The 17,148-nt window shown below is 65.7% G+C and carries 17 protein-coding genes and 1 tRNA gene; 9 read left to right on the forward strand and 9 right to left on the reverse strand.

Going from position 1 to position 17,148, the window contains the following annotated elements; translation table 11 throughout:
- Positions 1–32: 32 nt before the first annotated feature.
- Positions 33–842, forward strand: coding sequence for a class I SAM-dependent methyltransferase (locus FDA38_RS00205; RefSeq protein WP_137252054.1), 810 nt, complete (start codon positions 33–35; stop codon positions 840–842).
- Here FDA38_RS00205 and FDA38_RS00210 read toward each other — a convergent pair.
- The 5 genes from FDA38_RS00210 to FDA38_RS00230 are packed head-to-tail and all read right to left on the reverse strand — an operon-like array spanning position 818 to position 5,853.
- Complete coding sequence (locus FDA38_RS00210) at positions 818–1,567, reverse strand: class I SAM-dependent methyltransferase (protein WP_137252055.1); 750 nt, start codon at positions 1,565–1,567, stop codon at positions 818–820. The genes FDA38_RS00205 and FDA38_RS00210 overlap by 25 nt on opposite strands.
- Positions 1,548–2,033: a nucleotidyltransferase domain-containing protein gene (locus FDA38_RS00215; RefSeq protein WP_170989531.1), complete on the reverse strand. Its 486-nt coding sequence runs from the start codon at positions 2,031–2,033 to the stop codon at positions 1,548–1,550. The genes FDA38_RS00210 and FDA38_RS00215 overlap by 20 nt, the downstream gene beginning before the upstream one ends.
- Entirely contained in the window at positions 2,033–2,785 is a 753-nt protein-coding gene (locus FDA38_RS00220) for a RibD family protein (RefSeq protein ID WP_137252057.1), read from the reverse strand. Before FDA38_RS00220 ends, FDA38_RS00215 begins: the two co-directional genes overlap by 1 nt.
- Positions 2,786–2,818: 33 nt before the next feature.
- Positions 2,819–5,149: an ABC transporter permease gene (locus FDA38_RS00225; protein WP_137252058.1), complete on the reverse strand. Its 2,331-nt coding sequence runs from the start codon at positions 5,147–5,149 to the stop codon at positions 2,819–2,821.
- Positions 5,146–5,853, reverse strand: coding sequence for an ABC transporter ATP-binding protein (locus tag FDA38_RS00230; RefSeq protein WP_137252059.1), 708 nt, complete (start codon positions 5,851–5,853; stop codon positions 5,146–5,148). Before FDA38_RS00230 ends, FDA38_RS00225 begins: the two co-directional genes overlap by 4 nt.
- A 139-nt stretch (positions 5,854–5,992) precedes the next feature.
- On the opposite strand from FDA38_RS00230, the gene FDA38_RS00235 reads away from it, so the two are divergent.
- From FDA38_RS00235 to FDA38_RS00255, 5 genes are all read left to right on the forward strand, one after another.
- Entirely contained in the window at positions 5,993–6,787 is a 795-nt protein-coding gene (locus FDA38_RS00235) for a sensor histidine kinase (protein ID WP_233714433.1), read from the forward strand.
- Positions 6,784–7,449, forward strand: coding sequence for a response regulator (locus FDA38_RS00240; RefSeq protein WP_137252060.1), 666 nt, complete (start codon positions 6,784–6,786; stop codon positions 7,447–7,449). Before FDA38_RS00235 ends, FDA38_RS00240 begins: the two co-directional genes overlap by 4 nt.
- Positions 7,450–7,541: 92 nt before the next feature.
- The gene (locus FDA38_RS00245) at positions 7,542–7,976 is read left to right on the forward strand and encodes a VOC family protein (protein ID WP_202877508.1); all 435 of its coding nucleotides are present in this window, start codon (positions 7,542–7,544) and stop codon (positions 7,974–7,976) included.
- Positions 7,977–7,991: 15 nt separating this feature from the next.
- Positions 7,992–8,402, forward strand: coding sequence for a YciI family protein (locus tag FDA38_RS00250; protein ID WP_137252061.1), 411 nt, complete (start codon positions 7,992–7,994; stop codon positions 8,400–8,402).
- On the forward strand, positions 8,399–9,544 hold the full coding sequence (locus FDA38_RS00255; protein WP_137252062.1) for an RNA polymerase sigma factor: 1,146 nt from the start codon (positions 8,399–8,401) through the stop codon (positions 9,542–9,544). The genes FDA38_RS00250 and FDA38_RS00255 overlap by 4 nt, the downstream gene beginning before the upstream one ends.
- 36 nt (positions 9,545–9,580) lie before the next feature.
- On the opposite strand, the gene FDA38_RS00260 is transcribed toward FDA38_RS00255, so the two are convergent.
- Entirely contained in the window at positions 9,581–11,284 is a 1,704-nt protein-coding gene (locus tag FDA38_RS00260; protein WP_233714434.1) for a purple acid phosphatase family protein, read from the reverse strand.
- Positions 11,285–12,750: 1,466 nt separating this feature from the next.
- Between FDA38_RS00260 and FDA38_RS00265 the strand changes: the two genes are divergently transcribed.
- Positions 12,751–14,160, forward strand: coding sequence for a hypothetical protein (locus FDA38_RS00265; RefSeq protein WP_137252063.1), 1,410 nt, complete (start codon positions 12,751–12,753; stop codon positions 14,158–14,160).
- 74 nt (positions 14,161–14,234) lie between these two features.
- On the opposite strand, the gene FDA38_RS00270 is transcribed toward FDA38_RS00265, so the two are convergent.
- Positions 14,235–14,828 (reverse strand): HAD family hydrolase, encoded by a 594-nt coding sequence (locus FDA38_RS00270; RefSeq protein ID WP_137252064.1) that lies wholly within the window; start codon positions 14,826–14,828, stop codon positions 14,235–14,237.
- A 49-nt stretch (positions 14,829–14,877) separates the two neighbouring features.
- Between FDA38_RS00270 and FDA38_RS00275 the strand changes: the two genes are divergently transcribed.
- Positions 14,878–15,432: a tyrosine-type recombinase/integrase gene (locus tag FDA38_RS00275; protein WP_380091788.1), complete on the forward strand. Its 555-nt coding sequence runs from the start codon at positions 14,878–14,880 to the stop codon at positions 15,430–15,432.
- A 134-nt stretch (positions 15,433–15,566) separates the two neighbouring features.
- Here FDA38_RS00275 and FDA38_RS00280 read toward each other — a convergent pair.
- Positions 15,567–15,654, reverse strand: a tRNA-Ser gene (locus FDA38_RS00280).
- A gap of 81 nt (positions 15,655–15,735) precedes the next feature.
- On the opposite strand from FDA38_RS00280, the gene FDA38_RS00285 reads away from it, so the two are divergent.
- Positions 15,736–16,260, forward strand: coding sequence for a GNAT family N-acetyltransferase (locus FDA38_RS00285; RefSeq protein ID WP_137252065.1), 525 nt, complete (start codon positions 15,736–15,738; stop codon positions 16,258–16,260).
- On the opposite strand, the gene FDA38_RS00290 is transcribed toward FDA38_RS00285, so the two are convergent.
- Entirely contained in the window at positions 16,237–17,052 is an 816-nt protein-coding gene (locus FDA38_RS00290) for a TIGR03620 family F420-dependent LLM class oxidoreductase (RefSeq protein ID WP_137252066.1), read from the reverse strand. The genes FDA38_RS00285 and FDA38_RS00290 overlap by 24 nt on opposite strands.
- Between the last annotated feature and the right edge of the window lie 96 nt (positions 17,053–17,148).

The following is a 17,148-nucleotide window of genomic DNA, read 5'->3' on the forward strand; positions in this document are numbered from 1 at the left end:
GCTCGGGTTTCGTTTGGTCGATTGTGGATGGCATGGAGAGGTTGGCGGAGTACAAGGAGTCTGTCCGGACGACGTGGGCCACCGGAGACTATGACGCGATGATGCGCGAGGAGGGGCTGTACGAGGTCGGTCAACGGCTGGTGGACGCGTTGGCGGTGCAGTCTGGTGAAGACGTGCTGGACGTGGGGTGTGGGACGGGGAATGCGGCTCTTCCGGCGGCGAGGGCCGGTGCTCGGGTCACGGGGCTCGATCTCACGCCGGCCATGTTGGCGAAGGCTCGCGAGCGCGGGGCGGGGCTTGGGATCGATTGGGTCGAAGGCGATGCCGAGGAGTTACCGTTCCCGGACGAGAGCTTCGATGTGGTGCTGTCGAGCTTCGGCTGCATGTTTGCGCCGCGGCATCAGGTCGTCGCGGGGGAGATGGCTCGCGTACTGCGACCGGGCGGCCAGCTGGGCGTGTGCGCGTGGACGCCGGAAGGAACGATCGGGGAGTTCTTCCGCGTGGTCGGTGGGTATCTGCCGCCGGCCCCGGAGTACGTCGATACGCCGCTGGCCTGGGGATCCGAGGATGCAGTGCGGGCGCTGTTCGAGGGGATCGAGCTGTCGTTCAGTCGTGAGCTTGGGATGATCCGCCACCCGTCGGTCGTCGAGGCGGTGGATTGCTACGGGACGCAGTTCGGGCCGGTGGTGCTTGCTCGCGAGGCGCTCGGCCCTGAGTGGCCTGCGCTTCGCGATGACTTGGTCGAGCTCTTCGAGCGGAACAACACTTCTGGATCTGGTCGTTTGGTGCTGCCGGCTGAGTACTTGGTGATCCGGGGTCAGCGGCGGGCTAGCAACGCGTAGGAGTTCGGGAGGCGGCCGGACCAGGCGGCGGCGTTCGTGTTGTCCTGTGGTCGCCAGAAGGGTTCGGCGTACTCCTCGAGGGTTTCGAGATGCAGGCCGGCCGCGGTGATCGCGGTGACGATCTGGCCGAGGTTCCATTGCCATTCACGGGCGCCGTTGCCGGGGAACGTGTCGTTGACGTGCGACTCGGCGAAGTAACTACGGTCCGGCCGGATCCGAGGCTCGTCCTCGTCCCAGGTCCACAAGGGGACTGCCGGGTGCGCTTCGTACACGAACAGGTGGCCGCCGGGCCGCAGTACTCGCGCGATGTCCCGCGCCCACGCGTCGAGGTCCCGCATCCAGATCAACGCACCCTTGCCGGTGTAGACGAGATCCGCACAGGCATCCGCCACCGGTACGCCGGGCACCTCGGCCACCAAGTAGTGACACGCCATGCCCAACTCCCGAGCCCGCCGCTGCGCCGCACCCGCAGCCACCGAGCTGTAGTCGATCCCGACAACCCGTTGCGCGCCCGCTTTGATGAGCCCGATGTCATCCAACCCATGCCCACTCTGCAAATGCACAACAACCGGTTCTGCCGCGAGCACCGGCGCCAGCAACTCAAGCTCACGCGTCAGCAGCAGCCCATCTCCCCGCGCCTCCTCGAGCAGCTCGTCATACTCCCGAACATGCTTGGTCGACGCCTGCTCCCACACCGCCTGATTACTAGCCACCACCTCGTCCATGCTCCAAGTCAATCCCATCCAGCAACCGCATATCGTGCACATCCTGCGGTCTCAACTCGTACCCCTCATGCGACCGCCGCTGCGCGCTGACCGGCATGCATCGCACCTGTTGCCCGCCGATCCAGCCGTCGACGGCGGGTGGGATGAGGTAGGTGTTTCCGTCGAAGTCGAGTTGTTCGGTGCCTCCGCCCGGCATCGGTGTGCTCGGATGTAGATCCACTCGATGCCCGTCCGCATGAGTCAGTTGCACGGTGACCTCCACGTACCGCGCGTCCGTGATGTCGTAGCCGAGGCCACCCAATACCTCCACCACCCGATCCAACTCCGGCCGGGCCACGCCTAGATCCAGATCGCCGTGCGTCCGGGTCTGCCGGCCGACCAACGCGTCCACGCCCCAGCCGCCGTCCACCCACACATCCAAGCCGGCCAAGGCATCCAGGACCTTGAGCACTCGCTCCGCCGTCATCATCGGGCCACCTCGTAGCGAAGGCTCACCACGCCGTCGGTCGTGGTGCTGCTGGACAACAGCCGCAGCTGCGTCGGGAGTGCACCAGGCTCCAACTCAGGGCCATCGAACACTGTTGGCACCCCCGCGCCTCCGATCGCGGCCGGGAACAGAATCAGGTGAAGCTCGTCGACCAGATCGGCCCGCAGCAACGCGCCGTTCAGCCCGCCACCAGCCTCGGACACGACACACGTCACACCGAGCCGATCGCTCATCCGCCGTAGCGCGAGCTCCAGATCCACCCGCTCCTCGCCGGCGACCAGGTACGGGATGTTCTTCCGCCGCAGATACGCGAGGTACGCCATCGGCGTGGAGCGGGACGTGATGACCAACAGATCGATCCCCTCCCCGCCCTTCTCCGTCCACAGGACCCGCCCGCGACCATCCACAACTGTGAACCACTTGCGATGCCCCGGGTTGTTCACCACGTCGTCCGGCAGGAAGTCGTCGTACGAGCTGGTTGCCTCGGGCAACTCCAGCGGGCCGCTGTCCACGGTGACGAACGTCCCGCTGCCCTCGAGGATCGCCGTCGGCGCGTAGAGGGACTCCAGTAACGCAGTACGCGCACCATCCACCGTCGTGAACCCCTCCGGCCACAACGATCGCCACAGCTGCCCGGCCTCCTCGGTCAGCAGGAGACGGTCCCGGCCGACGGTTACGCGTCCGTCGACCGAGGCCGTCACTGATACCACCACTCGCGGTCTGTCGCCCATGAACGCCTTCCTATCAAGGCGTCCCGACAGTTTTCATTCGTTGTGCAGGACCTTCGCGATCGTCGTATGGGCCGCTGACCGCGCAGGGAAATAGGCGCCGGCGGAGGAGATCAGCACCCCGGCGAGGACCAGCAGTACCAGGAGCGACCAGGGGTAGACGTGCAGCATGAAGTCCGGGAGCTCGACCTGAGCCCCGTTGGCCATCGCCGGTACGACGAGGCGGTGCGCGAGGATGCCCAATGGGATACCCAGCACGCCGCCGACGGCTCCCAGCGCAGCCATCGAGGTCACGACCATGACGGTGACCTGCGAAGGCGTCATGCCGATCGACTTGAGCATGCCCAGGTCGCGGCGGCGTTCGCGGGTGTTGAGGATGACGGTGTTGAAGACGCCCAGCGCGGCCACCGTCCCCAGCATCAGAGTCAGGAGTGTGACGGTCGCCACCGCGATCGGTACGAACGCGCCCGACTCCTGCCCCGACGTCTCCTGCAGACCCGGATCGCCCTTCTGCACGGCCTGTACGAACGCATCCAGGTCCGTCCCGGGCTTGACGTTGACCTCGTACAGTGAGGCGCGCAGTGTCGGCGCGACCAGCGCGAGCGTCTGCCAGTTCGACAGCACCTCGTCACCGGAGTTGTACATCGCCTTCCCGACGATCTGAGCCCGGACCGTCTTCCCCTGCGCCTGCAGTGTGATGGTGTCGCCGACAGCCAGACCACGCTGCCGCAGGAACCGCTCAGAGACGACCACCTGCCCCGGACCGTCGAACCAGCGCCCGTCCAGCATCCGATAGCCGAGTTCGGTGAAGTCACCGCGATAGAACGACACCTGCAGGTCAGTACTGGTTCCAGCCAGCCGCATCGGCACATTCGCACTCGCCGTCACCGACGTCGTGCCCGCGGTCGACCGAATCAGCGCCTCGTCCGCCGCATCGCCCAGCTTGGGTGCTGGTGGCGCATCCGGATCGTTGACCGCCGGCCCGCCGTCCAGCGCAGGCGCGAAGAACGAGACGTCCACGGCATTCACCCGACTCGCCGCAGTCTGGTACTCCGTCAGTGACTTCCCCAGCCCCACCGCCAGCGTCACGCTGGTCACCCCGAGTACGACGGCTGCCAGCGTCAACGCCGTACGGGCAGGCCGTGCGAACGGAAGCCCCAGCCCAAGAGACACCGACCGCGGCAATCGAGTACCGCTCAGCCAGCGCTGCACCCGCAGCCCACGTCCGGCCCGCGGCGCACTGCCCGCGCTGATCGCCTCAGCCGCCGACAAACTCCGCGCACGCAGCGAAGGCAACAGCGCAGACAGCGCCACCAGCACCGGCACGCCGATCACGACCACCACGTCCACCCAGATCGGCATAGCGGTGCCATCTGCGCCGTAGTTCTCGAAAGCCCTTGTCAGCAAGGACTCTGCGAGCACAGTGCCCAGTACGGTGCCGCCTGCGCACCCGATGATCGCCGGGATGGAGATCATGGTCAGGTAGACCGCCATGACCTGCGTCGGTGTGAACCCCAGTGCCTTCAGTACGCCGATGTGCTTGAACCCGGCGACCACAGCACCGCTGACCACGTTGGCCACGATCAGTACCGCTACCGCCAGCCCCAGCCAGCCGAACACCATCAAGAACGGCACGAATGTGTTCGGCTCACCGGTGGCGAGTGCTCGCAGCCCGAGGTACGACTGTGTGCCCACCAACGCGCCCGACGGCAGTCCGGACGTCACTGCGGTCTGACCAGCAGACACCTGCTCGTTGGTCGCCGCCTGGGCGAAGCGGTACAGCATCTGCGTCGCTGTCGGCTTGAGCGAAGTCATCTGCGCCGGCGTGACCCAGGCGTCCGCCGACTGACTCACGCTGTACGCGAAACCGACGATCGTCAGCGTCTGACCTGCCACGCCCATGGTCGATCCCACAGTCGGTGCTCCGCGCCCCTCGGACGCAGTGGGGTTCAGGTTGAGGACGATCTCACCAGGCTTGTCCGCCCAGCGCCCCTTCCATACGTTGAGGCGGTCGACCGGTCCGCCCGGGTCGGCGCGTCCGACCGTCACCAGTGACTGCGGTGCGCCGAACTGCCCGTTGGAACCCAGGTCCAGCGTGGCCATCGCGAACGGACCGGCGTACGCCTTGGCAGCCGACGCCGCCTTGGTCAGCTGACTGTCGCTGACCTTGCTCGGATCGTACGACGCAGCCAGGTGTGCACCGCTCTGCCGCGAGTACGCCTGGTCGAACGGACCGCTCGAAGCGGCCAGCAACCCCAGTGCGACCACGATCATCGTGGTGGACAGCAGTACGACGACACCGATCACCACGGTCTGCACACGACGCCGGCGTACCGCGGCGCGAGACACCGGCCAGACGGCGCTCACGACGTACGCTCCAGACTGCGCTCGCCAGCGATCTGTCCGTCGACGAAGTCGATGACCCGGCTGGCGCACCGCGTCGCGAGCTGCTGGTCATGCGTCACCAGCAACAGCGTCTGGCCGATCTGGTTGAGGTCCAGCAGGAGGTCCATCACCTGCTCGCCGGCACGGGTGTCCAGCGCACCAGTGGGTTCGTCGGCGAGCAGGATCGCCGGACGGTTCATCAGTGCGCGAGCTACCGCGACGCGCTGGCGCTCACCGCCGCTCAGCTGTGCCGGGTATGTGTTGCGGCGGTCGCCGATGCCCAGCTCCTCGAAGAGTTCGAGTGCGCGCTTCCGTGCGTGCGGGGCCGACGTACCTGTGAGCTGTGCAGCCAGTGCGACGTTGTCGAGAGCAGACAGGTCGTCCAGCAGGTTGAAGAACTGAAAGATCATCCCGATCCGGCGGCGGCGGAACAGTGCCAGCCCCTTCTCGTTCAGCGAGCCCAGGTCGTCGCCGTGCACTACGACGGCTCCCGAGGTCGGCCGGTCCAGTCCGGCCACCATGCTGAGCAGTGTCGACTTGCCGCTGCCGGACGGTCCCATGACCGCGACTGCCTCGCCGGCGTTGATCTCCAGCGACACTCCGTCGAGTGCGACCGATTCGCCGTACTCCTTGCGTACGTCGGTGAGCCGCACGACCGTCTGTTCGTTGCCTAGGTCCTCCGTCATGCTGCTCACGCTAGGGCCGGTCCGCCGCCGCTGACGTCACCCTGCCGACGTAATCTCCGCGGGCCGTCATCCTGCAGATGTACGGCGTGCGCCGGGCGGATGATGCGCTTTGGTGAACAGCTTTGGGACAGTGGACGGTGTGATCACCCTGTGGCTGCTCGTCGCGGTACTGGCTGTGCTGGCCGGGCTGCTCGCGTTCGCGCTCGTTCGGGCGCGGCGTGCCCACACCCGGGCGCTGGAGGAACGCGGCTGGCTGCTGGAGCGCGAACGGGAGACAGCCGCCCGGAACGCAGTCGATGCGGAGCGGGCGCGGATAGCGCACGACCTGCACGACATCGTGAGCCACAACGTCAGCGTGATGGTCATCCAGACCGGTGCGGCGCGACAGGTCCTGGCAGCCGAGCCGGAGCAGGCGGAGGCAGCTTTGCTCGCAGTAGAGGCCGCAGGTCGCGACACTATGGCGGAACTGCGCCATCTGCTCGGACTGCTCGCCCCGAAGGCGTCAGGTGAGGACGACGAGGCCCTGTCGCCGCAACCGACTCTGAGCCGCCTGAGTGAGCTGATCGACCGGATCGCTTTTGCTGGGCTGCCCGTGGAGGTGCGGGTCTCGGGTGATCCTCGTCCGCTCCCGACCGGGCTCGACGTGACGGCGTACCGAATCATCCAGGAGGCGCTGACTAACGCGCTCAAGCACGGCGACGGCGTCAAGGCTGAGGTGACAGTCCGGTACGCGCCTCATGCTCTGCGGGTGGAGATTCTCAACAGCGGCCCGAGCATCCTGACCGGCGGTCGTCCGCCTGCGCTCGGCGGCGACGGACGCGGTCTGCTCGGGCTCAAGCAGCGGGTGGCTGTGTACGGCGGCGACCTGGATGCGCGCCGTCGTCTGGGCGGCGGATTCCGGGTCCGCGCGAAGCTGCCGCTGGAGCGTCCATGACTCGAGTGGTGATCGCAGACGACCAGGCGCTGGTGCGGACCGGCTTCCAGATGATCCTCAAGGCCCGCGGGATCGAGGTCGTCGGCGAGGCAGCGGACGGGGCCGAGGCGGTTGACGCCGTACGACGCCTGCAGCCGGACGTCGTGCTGATGGACATCCGCATGCCCGTCATGGACGGCTTGGAGGCCACCCGCCGGATCCTGGCAGGCCAGACCGACTGCCGCGTCCTGATCCTCACGACCTTCGACCTCGACCGCTACGTGTACGCCGCCCTGGCCGCCGGCGCCAGCGGCTTCCTGCTCAAGGACGTGACGCCCGAGCACCTGGCGGCCGCCGTACGCCTGGTCACTACCGGCGACGCCCTCCTGTCCCCGTCCATCACCCGCCGCCTGGTAGAACGCTTCGCCGTCCCAGCCGTCTCCCAACCCGCCATCCACCGCGACCTGACCAGCCTGACCCCACGCGAACTGGAGGTCCTCACCCTGATGGGCCAAGGCCTCTCCAACGCCGAACTGGCCACAGAACTCGCCCTCAGCGAGGCAACCGTCAAAACCCACGTAGCCCGCATCTTCGCCAAACTAACCCTCCGCGACCGAGCCCAAGCCGTAGTCCTCGCCTACGAAACCGGCCTCGTCTCCCCAGGCAGCCGTGACGAACAGTAGTTTCAAATTTCCTTGGGCGAGCATGTCGAGAACGCGGGGGTGGCTCCGTCCCGGGGGTGTAAGAGGCCGCGAGAGCTAGGAGAGACACCGTCATGATTCAGATGGACAACGTCGGCATTGTCGTGGAGGACATGGATGCTGCCGTCGCCTTCTTCACCGAGCTCGGGTTGGAGGTGGAGGGGAGGACGCAGGTCGAGGGGCCGTGGGCGGACAAGACCGTCGGGATCGAGGGGATCCGCTGTGAGATCGCGATGATGCGGGTCCCGGACGGGCATGGGCGGCTCGAGTTGTCGCAGTACCTGACGCCGGTGGCGAGTCCCGCCGTACCGGAGAACGCGCCGTACCACATCTTGGGCATGCATCGCGTGATGTACCGCGTCGAGAACATCGACGAACTGCTGCCCCGCCTGCGCAAGCACGGCGGCGAACTCGTCGCCGAGGTCGTGCAGTACGGCGACAGCTACAAGCTCTGCTACGTCCGCGCCCTCGGGGGCGTCATCATCGGCCTCGCCGAACAGCTCGACTGAGACAGGGAGAATCTGATGGCTAAGTACCTGCTGCTGAAGCACTACCAGGGCGGTCCGACCCCCGTCGTGGACGCCGGGCCGATGGACAAGTGGACGCCGGAGGAGGTCAGCGCACACATCCAGTTCATGAGCGAATTCGGCGCACGGCTGGAGGAGACGGGCGAGTTCGTCGACATGCAGGCGTTGACGCCCGAGGGCGCGTTCGTGCGGTACGGCGGTGAGGGGCAGCCGCCCGTGACCGACGGACCGTTCGCCGAGACCAAGGACCTGATCGCGGGGTGGTACGTCATCGACGTGGAGTCGTGGGACCGCGCCGTACAACTTGCGAGCGAGCTCTCGGCGGCCCCCGGGCCTGGTGGCAAGCCGCTGCACGAGTGGCTGGAGGTCCGGCCGTTCTGGGGCGAGCCGCCCACGGTCACCGAGTGAACGAGCAACTGCTGCGGGACCTCGTACCCGCGGTGATCGGCGTCCTCGTACGGCGCGGTGCCGCCTTCGCGCCGGCCGAGGACGCCGTACAGGACGCCCTGGTCGAGGCCGTACGCGCGTGGCCGGACGACCCGCCGCGGGACCCCAAGGGCTGGCTGGTGACCGTTGCCTGGCGCAAGTTCCTCGACGCCACCCGCGCCGAGAACTCCCGGCGGAACCGCGAGGAGCGTGTCGAGGCCGAGCCGACACCCGGCCCGGGCGACGCGTTCGACGACACGCTGCAGCTGTACTTCCTGTGTGCGCACCCGTCCTTGACCCCGGCGTCGTCGGTCGCGCTGACCCTGCGCGCGGTCGGCGGCCTGACCACGCGGCAGATCGCGCAGGCGTACTTGGTGCCTGAGGCAACGATGGCTCAGCGGATCAGCCGCGCCAAGCGGACCGTCTCGAGCATCCGGTTCAACCAGCCCGGCGACGTCGCCACCGTCGTACGCGTGCTCTATCTGGTCTTCAACGAGGGGTACTCCGGCGACGTCGACCTCGCCGCCGAGGCAATCCGACTCACCCGGCAGCTGGCGGCCCGGACGAACCACGAGGAGGTCGCCGGCCTCCTCGCACTCATGCTGCTCCACCACGCCAGGCGCCCGGCACGGACCCGCGCCGACGGCACACTCGTACCGCTCGCTGAGCAGGACCGCAGCCTCTGGGACACCAAGCTGATCGCCGAGGGCGTCGACGTACTCCAGACAGCTCTCGCCCGCGACCGCCTGGGCGAGTTCCAGGCCCAGGCCGCCATCGCCGCCCTCCACGCCGACGCCCAGACCGCGGAGGAGACCGACTGGATCCAGATCGTCGAGTGGTACGACGAACTGGTCCGCCTCACCGACAGCCCGGTCGCCCGCCTCAACCGAGCCGTGGCCGTAGGCGAGGCCGACGGCCCCCAAGCCGGCCTGACCGCTCTGTCAGCCCTAGACCCCGCCCTACCCCGCTACACCGCCGCCTCGGCCTACCTCCACGAGCGAGCCGGCGACCCAGCCACCGCAGCCCGCCTGTACGCCGAAGCCGCCCGAGCAGCCCCCAACCTCCCCGAACGCACCCACCTGACCCGCCAGGCCGCCCGCCTCAACACCGAACTACGCAACTGAGGGCCGATCGCTTCCGCGACCGACCCTCAGCTCATGTCAGTGACGGCCGTCGCTGCGGCGGCGTTGGAGCGTGAACTTCTCGAAGACCGACAGCTCGCCGGTGGGTGTGATGATGTTGTAGTAGGTGACGTAGATGCGGGTCATGTCACCGGGGTGACGGCCCGGGTCGACGCTGAACTCGGCGAAGCCGTACGGATGCTCCGCGTCGCGGACGCCGATCCAGACCGCGGCCTCCGTCTCTTTGCGCGAGTTGAACTTCCCGAGGTGCTCCATCTGGACCAGTGCCGAGTGATGACCGTGACCGTCGGCGTCGTCGGTGGTGAAGCTGTTGTTGGTGATGCCGGAGACGCCGCCACCGCCGAGGACCATGTGCGTGGTGCCGTGCGCGCTGTCGATCACGTCGAGTGCGGTCTGACTCGGGTTCGGCGTGAGAGTGACGCTGCCGGCGACGACGCCGCGCACCGCCAACGAGCGCTCGTAGTCGTGCTCGTGGCCGCAGACCACCAGGTCGACGCCGTACTTGTCGAACAGCGGTCCGTACGCCGCGCGCAGTGCGACGTCGGGGCCGTTCGCGGCGGTCGCAGAGCTGATCATCACCTGGTGCATGCAGACGACGATCCAGTCGATGTCCCTCGACGCCCGGCCTGACTTGAGCTCCCGCTCCAGCCAGGCGAGCTGCCGGCCGCCGGAGTAGCCGTTGATGTAGATGTCGCCGCCCTCCTGCAGGGCGATGTCGTCGTTCTGCAGGACTATCACCTTCACCGAGCCGACCGTGAAGGTGTACCAGAGGTTGTCGAGCTCGGGCTGGTTCTCGGTCGAGGGCAGCTCGAAGTACGTCTGGTACGCGTCGAGACCGAGCTTGCCGTTGCCCGACTCGATCTCATGGTTACCCGCGGCCGGCATCCACGGACGGAATCGCGCCGAGCGGCTGTTGTTAGCGAGGAAGTCGTGCCAGACGCGGACGCGGTCGGGGCCGGTGTTGGCGTAGCAGAGGTCACCGTTGAGGAGGTGGAACAGCGGGCCGACCTTCTCGATGCCGGTGACGATGTCGGCAGCGGCGGGTGTGGCGTTGGGCTCGAAGTCCCGGCCCGAGGCGTCGGCCGGGTTCGCTCCGGTCTTCCACGTCACACTGGGCGAACCCTGGTCGCCGAAACTGGTGAAGGTGAACGGAGCCCTGCCGGACGGCGCCGTGTGAAAGGTGCCGGCGTCGGGGGTGGCGCCGTCGTGCTGCGCCGCGTACAGGTAGTCGGTGTCGGCCCGGAGCTTGTCCAGCTGCGCGTGATGGACCCAGACGGTCCGCCCGGACGTACCGTCCACGTAGGTCTTCGTCGTCGCGTGCACTGTGGAGCCGAAGCCGCCACTCAGCGTGCCGTAGACGACGCGCGGCTTCTTGACGGCTGCGTCGGTGACCCACGAGACGACCATCTGGTGGCGCGGGTCGGCGCCGAACGTCAGGTGCAGGCCCTGGACGGGCGTGGTGGTCGAGCCGGTGGTGAGCCCGGTGACCTCCGACTTCGCCGGGACCGCCTCGGCATTTCCGGCGCCGAGGATCAGTGACCCGGCGGCGGCGCCGGACACAGACGCGCCGAAGACGCCGAGCGCGTTGCGGCGAGAGATTCGAGTTTGCTTGGGTGCTTCGGACATTCCGGGGCCTTTCGCGTCGTCGGGTGCAGTCGAACACCAACCGGAGAGCAGCAGTTCGAACCTGACAGCGGTCGGCGGCAGGCCAGTGGTGCGCACACAGACGGACGCTAAGAACCACGGACGACCGGCGCAGCGCGACGCGCATGAACGTCAGATGGCAGTCAGCACAACGGAAGGCAACTCCCGACGGCCGCGGGAGGTGGGCGAACGCAAAAGGCCGGACCACGGCAGTGATCCGGCCCTTTGAGATGGCGGAGGATACGAGATTCGAACTCGTGAGCGGTTGCCCCCAACACGCTTTCCAAGACCGCAACTCCTCGTTCGGGGAAGGTCGGGAGGCCGTTCTAAGCCCTATCGCCAACGGCTGTGGACGTTAGTGAACCGCTCCGAACGGTGGCGATTGAGACCCACATTGAGACCTCTCCGGACGCGGGTCTGTGGCGTGGTAAGGGCGTGAGCGTAACGCGCCCGGAAGAATGACGATAGGCCTGGTAGGACAGGTCGCCGAGACGTGTTTGTAGCCGACGCTCGACCTGTGACCACGAGCAAAATGGGGCCTGCCGAGTGCTGACTCCGCAAGTAATCAGAAAGGCGTCGCTCATGAGCTTCGAAGAGTTTGCGTACAGCTGGAAAACCTCGGACTATAGCCATCTGTCCGACGAGGAGTTGCAGGGAATTATCAGAGATGACACGGCAGTTGGTCAGTACGCAGATGTCCATGAGCAGCGGGCAGCCCTGCGCCTAAATCACGCGATAAATGAGGAGCTACGGCGTCGCGCGGAAGCACGGATTAAGCAGGCTGAGCACAAACAATGGAGCCGGGAGGTGCGGTCGATCGCATCCCCGGACGGAGGTCGAACCATATATCACACGCGATGCGCGAAGGAGCTTGGCATAGAGTATGACCTATCTCCTATAACGGAGGAAAAAAAATCCTTGCGATGCAAGGCGTGTGGCCGAGTGATGATGACAGAAGGCACCAAGTAGCATCAAGGTCTTGCCAGTCGACCGGCAGCCAAGTGTAAATCCGTTAGGCCCTGCAATGTAGCCAGCTATTTGATCGAGGGGTGGTGGACGAGGCGCATGCGGTTCTCAGGGCTTCACACGCGTAGACCAACGCGCTGAGCTGGCAGCCGCGCGACCACGTAGCGGACAGCCGCGCTTGGCGTGGTGGCTTACGCAGGCCCCGACGCCAAGGGTGCGGCCGTGATCTTTCCTGCAAGCGCATGCTTGTGGCCGGCCACGGTGACTTGGCGGCGTTGGTCACGAGGTCAATTGGAGTCGGTGCAGGTCGCTTCCGTTTGTTGAGCGCTGGCAAGCCATCACTCCTGCTGGGGCCCGTTTGGGAGAGAGGCAGCGTGCGGCGCGACGGAGGAGCACCGTGGAGTTGGCGGGGCGGTGGCGCATGAGCCGCATGGGCGGGGTCTCTGTCCCCAATGCTGCGGTAGGCGGTTGTGAAACGATTGCTTGAACACAATGGCTCATGACGACTGGTCAGGAGCAAAGGGAAGGCGCTGCCGCAGCCAGCTGGCTCGATTCGCTCTAGCATCTAAGCTTCGCTCATGACAGATGGCGAACAGATGGACGTGTCGAAAAGTGGCGACCAAACCGCGGATGATGCCTCGCCCGGACAGGACTTGCTGTTTGCACCCTTGACTACGTTCCTGGACGCTATGCAAGCGTCGTTCGATCTTGAGGAATTCATATCGAAGAGCCGCCGGGAGCTTACTGATGTCGAGAATGCTTTCACGGCCGAGGCGTCTCGCAGACTGCCCGGTGATCCGGAAAGTGTTCATCGACAAGCTGCGTCGGTAATCCATCGCGACATTCACGAGCACATGAGTGCACGTAAGGACTCTCGCGAATCCGAAGCATCCGAGGCTACGATTGCTGAGATGCGAGACGATTTCCTAGCTAAACTGCGATGTGATCTCCTTGAAGTCACTGGGAAGCCTGAATATTACCATTGGTACGGGCCTATCTGGCAACGCGCCCAAACTCGCCCAGACAAGACCCGCATATTGCTGGCCTCTCTTCTGATGAGCGTGGTGAGTGACTTCGAAGTCCTGGTCTCCGCCTTAGTGCGAGCGCTGCTCCTCTTGCGTCCGGAGATACTTCGCTCCGATGAGGCGAAGTATTCGATGCGCGATCTAGAGGCATTCTCTGACCTTGACGAATTTCGCAGGCATTGCGCCGAGAGAATGGCGGATGCACTCCTCAGAGGATCCTATGAAGACTGGATGCAATGGTTCAGTAAACGCCACAATCTCGTCGTTCCCGGTGTTACCGACTGCCCGGTTGGTGTTGTCGAGGTGTTCCAGCGAAGGCACCTATTTGTGCATAATGGCGGCGTGGTAAATTCGCTATACCTGCTTAAGATCGAAGGCCTATCGGAGCCGCCCGTGATCGGTAAACGGTTGACGATCTCCGAAGCCTACCTGCAGGGCGCAATCCACAAGTTGACGGTAGCCGGAATTAAGCTGGTGATTGCGTTAGCAGCGAAGTTGTTTCCTGATCCGGAGACGATCAAGTCGATAGATTCGCTTGTCAGTTCGATCACATACGAACTACTGATGGCCGGCCGGTATATCTCGGTAGAGGAGGTGAATGTCTGGCACCTAACATTTGTCCAACATCCGTCGCCTCGTCTTGTCGCGATGGTCAACATTTGGATTTCACGCAAGGCTATGCGTGGCATGCGGGCGATAAGAGAGGAGGTCGAAGCATGGGACACCGAAACATTGGCGGATAAGTTCAAGCTTGCGAAGCTTGCGCTGCTTGAACGGCATGAAGAGGCTTATGCGCTTGTGAAGCGCTTGATAGCCAATGAAGAACTGGCGATGAGGAGTTGGCAGGAATGGCCTCTGTTCGAGGGGCTTCGGAGGTATGAGACTGAGTCCGAATTCGAGCCGATCGGGCAGAGCGTGCAGCCGTTCGAAGCCACGCACACTGATGAACCTGCGCCCGAATAGGCCCGCGTCGCTAGGAGTAGATCTGGGCTCGGCAGCACTGGAGTCCGGTTCGAACGTCGCCCAGCAAGCCAGAATTAGCGGAGCGCCGCGGCAACTTCGGTCATCGATTCGATGATGACGTCGGCGCCGGCGGTCGACAGAGCGTCGGCTTTGCCAGGCTTGTTGGCATAGCCAACGGTGCTCGCCCCAGCACTCCGGCCTGCTTCCATGTCGCTTATTTGATCGCCGATGAAGATGCAGGCCGGGGTAGGTAGACCTAGAGCTCTCGTCGCGTTCTCGATCAAGTGTGGACTGGGCTTCATCAGTGTCGGGTCTGGGGGGTCGCGTCCCTCGACGTGCGCTACTCGGTCGGCTAGGCCGGTGCGGGCCAGGTAGCGCACGACGGCTTCGCCGTAGTTGTTGCTCACGATCGCTGCCAACTTCCCGCTGCTCTGGCAGGCGGCTAGCGATTCAGCCGTACCCGGAGTAGGTAGCGCCGATTCCACCGCCTTTAGCTCGGCGTCCTGCAAAGCCTTCTCAAGCCGTGAGGCGAGCTGTGGATCTTCGGCGGCTGCTAGCAACAACTCGTGAGGACCGGCAGCCTTTCGCAGGACCTGGTCCAGGTCGTGCCGAACAGTACCCACCAACTCCCGAAGCTCGCCCGTGATGCGGCTGAGGTGGTCGGACATCGACCTGAAGTCCGGAGTTCTGCGGGTGCGACGGAGCCTGAATCGGCCGATGTACAAGCATGGCCGCGATGAGGACCCGTGCGGCCGGAAGCCCGGATTCTGTCCGAAGCGTCAGAAGGCCCGACCGGACGCAGCGCCGACGAAATCGCGGGCCGGTCGCCGGACGATCGGTCTGCCGAAGGAGCTGACGAAGATTCTTCAGGCGCACTGGAAAGAGCAGGCCGCCGAAAGGACGCTCGCCCGTCAGTTGTGGAAGGACGAGGGTTGGGCGTTCGCGAAGCGAACCGGCGAGGCGCTCAGCCCGAACATGGACTACCGGGAGTGGAAAGCAATGCTGGCCGCCTCTGGGATTCGTGACGGCCGATTGCACGATGCACGGCACACGGCCGCGACGGTCCTGCTGCTGCTCGGGGTACCCGAGCGAGCCGTCATGGATGTGATGGGCTGGTCCTCGTCATCGATGGTCAAGAGGTACCAGCACGTCACCGCGCCGGTCCGCATGGACATTGCCGAACGCGTCGGCGGACTGCTCTGGGCGGCCACGGAGGCGGGGGAGGACGACGACCCGGACGAGGCGACCGGCGGGGTTCTCGTGCCTGCCTGAGAGCGCTGTTGAGACCCTCGTTGAGACCCTGGGACATGAAGAGGGCCGGACGCTGAGCGTCCGGCCCCTCTGTCGTTCGTGCCTTCGGAGTCCGAAACCGTGCTTTGACCTGCGGTTTCTTCAGTCCGGGAGACTGGCGGAGGATACGAGATTCGAACTCGTGAGGGGTTGCCCCCAACACGCTTTCCAAGCGTGCGCCCTAGGCCTCTAGGCGAATCCTCCAAGCGGAGAGGATACCGAAGGGGACGGGGGAATCCGAAATCGGGGCGTGGACCTTGGAGCCGCTCGTCTAGGGTCGGCCGCATGGACGAGCTGGTACTGCGGCCGATCGCACCGGGTGACGTGGACGCGCTGCAAGAGCTGATCGAGTCCGATCCTGGGTACACCGAGCGCATAACCGGCTACCCGCCAGGGCCCGCGGATGCGCAGAGTCTGCTGATGATGCGTCCGGAGGACCTCCCGGAGGAGTCGAAGGTCGTACTGGGCGCCTTCGCCGCGGATCAGCTGGTTGCGGTCGTTGACCTGCTCAAGGGGTTCCCGAACGACCACACTGCCTTCATCGGTCTGTTGGAAGTCCACGCCAAGCACCAGGGGCTCGGCTACGGCAGGACGGCGTACAGCCTCGTCGAGCGGTACGTCGGGACCACGTGGCCCGAGATCCGGACGCTGCGTCTCGCCGTCGTGGACACCAACGCCCAGGTCGCCACTGGGTTCTGGCTGCGGCAGGGGTTCGAGCCGACCGGTGAGGAACGTCCGTACCGCTACGACAAGCTCGAGTCGGTCGCCCGGCTCTACGAGAAGCCGCTATCCGAGCAGGCTGGGAGCTAGCGCCCGCCACTGCTCGATCGGCTGGGGGCCGGTCTCGCCAGTGATCACGTTGACTGCGACGTGGTCGGCGCCGGCGTCCAGGTGTTCGGTCAGCTTGGCCTTGATGTCGGCTGGACTGCCCCACGCCGCCAACGCATCAATCATGTGGTCGGGCAGCTCGGCCTGGTCGCTCTCACCGAACCCCTGCCGCTTCAACGACGCGATGTACCCCGGGATGCGCGTGAAGAAGCCGATCGTGTCCCGCGCGATCGCCCGCGCCCGGTCCGCGTCCGTTTCGAGCACGGCGAGGTGGCTGACGGCCAGGAGCTTGTCCGGACCCAGGACCTTCCGCGCCACGGCGGAGTACGCCGCACTGGTCAGGAACGGGTACGCGCCGGCAGTCCGCTCGCCGGCCAGCTTCAGCATCTTCGGACCGAGCGCAGCGAGCACCTGACGCTCCACAGGTACGTCCAGCTCGTCCAGATACGCGTTGAGGGTGGCGATCGGCATGGGACCATGCGCTCCACCAAGACCAACAGTGAACCGCCCCGGCGCGGTCGCCTCCAGCTCGGCGTACGTCGCGGCCACGTCCGCCGCGCCGTACTTCGACACCGCCAGGATCCCGCTGATGAACTTGATCGCCGTCGTCGCTCCGACCAGGTCCACGATCGTCTGCAGCCCGGGCAGCGGACCACCGGACAGCCAGATCGCCGGGTACCCAAGGTCCTCCGCCGCCTGCGCCGCGGCGATCGACTCAGCACTGCTGTCAAGCCCGGTCGTGATCCCGAAGGGGCCGAATTGATGATCCGTCACTCATCCAGAGTGAGCCCGGATCGGGTCAGGCGGCCAGGCTGTTCGCTCAGAGCGTGTGCGGTGGAGTCCGATTCCCGGTTGGCGCGGGGGATCCCG

This window comes from Kribbella jiaozuonensis (assembly GCF_005233875.1).
GTDB lineage: Bacteria > Actinomycetota > Actinomycetes > Propionibacteriales > Kribbellaceae > Kribbella > Kribbella jiaozuonensis.

Bases quoted from the DNA above. Each gene is read 5' to 3' on its own strand.
- FDA38_RS00230 (WP_137252059.1), bottom strand. From the start codon at position 5,853: ATGACGGAGGACCTAGGCAACGAACAGACGGTCGTGCGGCTCACCGAC.
- FDA38_RS00270 (WP_137252064.1), bottom strand. From the start codon at position 14,828: ATGTCCGACCACCTCAGCCGCATCACGGGCGAGCTTCGGGAGTTGGTG.
- FDA38_RS00220 (WP_137252057.1), bottom strand. From the start codon at position 2,785: ATGGGCGACAGACCGCGAGTGGTGGTATCAGTGACGGCCTCGGTCGAC.
- FDA38_RS00265 (WP_137252063.1), top strand. From the start codon at position 12,751: ATGACAGATGGCGAACAGATGGACGTGTCGAAAAGTGGCGACCAAACC.
- FDA38_RS00210 (WP_137252055.1), bottom strand. From the start codon at position 1,567: ATGGACGAGGTGGTGGCTAGTAATCAGGCGGTGTGGGAGCAGGCGTCG.
- FDA38_RS00205 (WP_137252054.1), top strand. From the start codon at position 33: ATGGAGAGGTTGGCGGAGTACAAGGAGTCTGTCCGGACGACGTGGGCC.
- FDA38_RS00215 (WP_170989531.1), bottom strand. From the start codon at position 2,033: ATGACGGCGGAGCGAGTGCTCAAGGTCCTGGATGCCTTGGCCGGCTTG.
- FDA38_RS00250 (WP_137252061.1), top strand. From the start codon at position 7,992: ATGGCTAAGTACCTGCTGCTGAAGCACTACCAGGGCGGTCCGACCCCC.
- FDA38_RS00285 (WP_137252065.1), top strand. From the start codon at position 15,736: ATGGACGAGCTGGTACTGCGGCCGATCGCACCGGGTGACGTGGACGCG.
- FDA38_RS00245 (WP_202877508.1), top strand. From the start codon at position 7,542: ATGATTCAGATGGACAACGTCGGCATTGTCGTGGAGGACATGGATGCT.
- FDA38_RS00240 (WP_137252060.1), top strand. From the start codon at position 6,784: ATGACTCGAGTGGTGATCGCAGACGACCAGGCGCTGGTGCGGACCGGC.
- FDA38_RS00275 (WP_380091788.1), top strand. From the start codon at position 14,878: ATGTACAAGCATGGCCGCGATGAGGACCCGTGCGGCCGGAAGCCCGGA.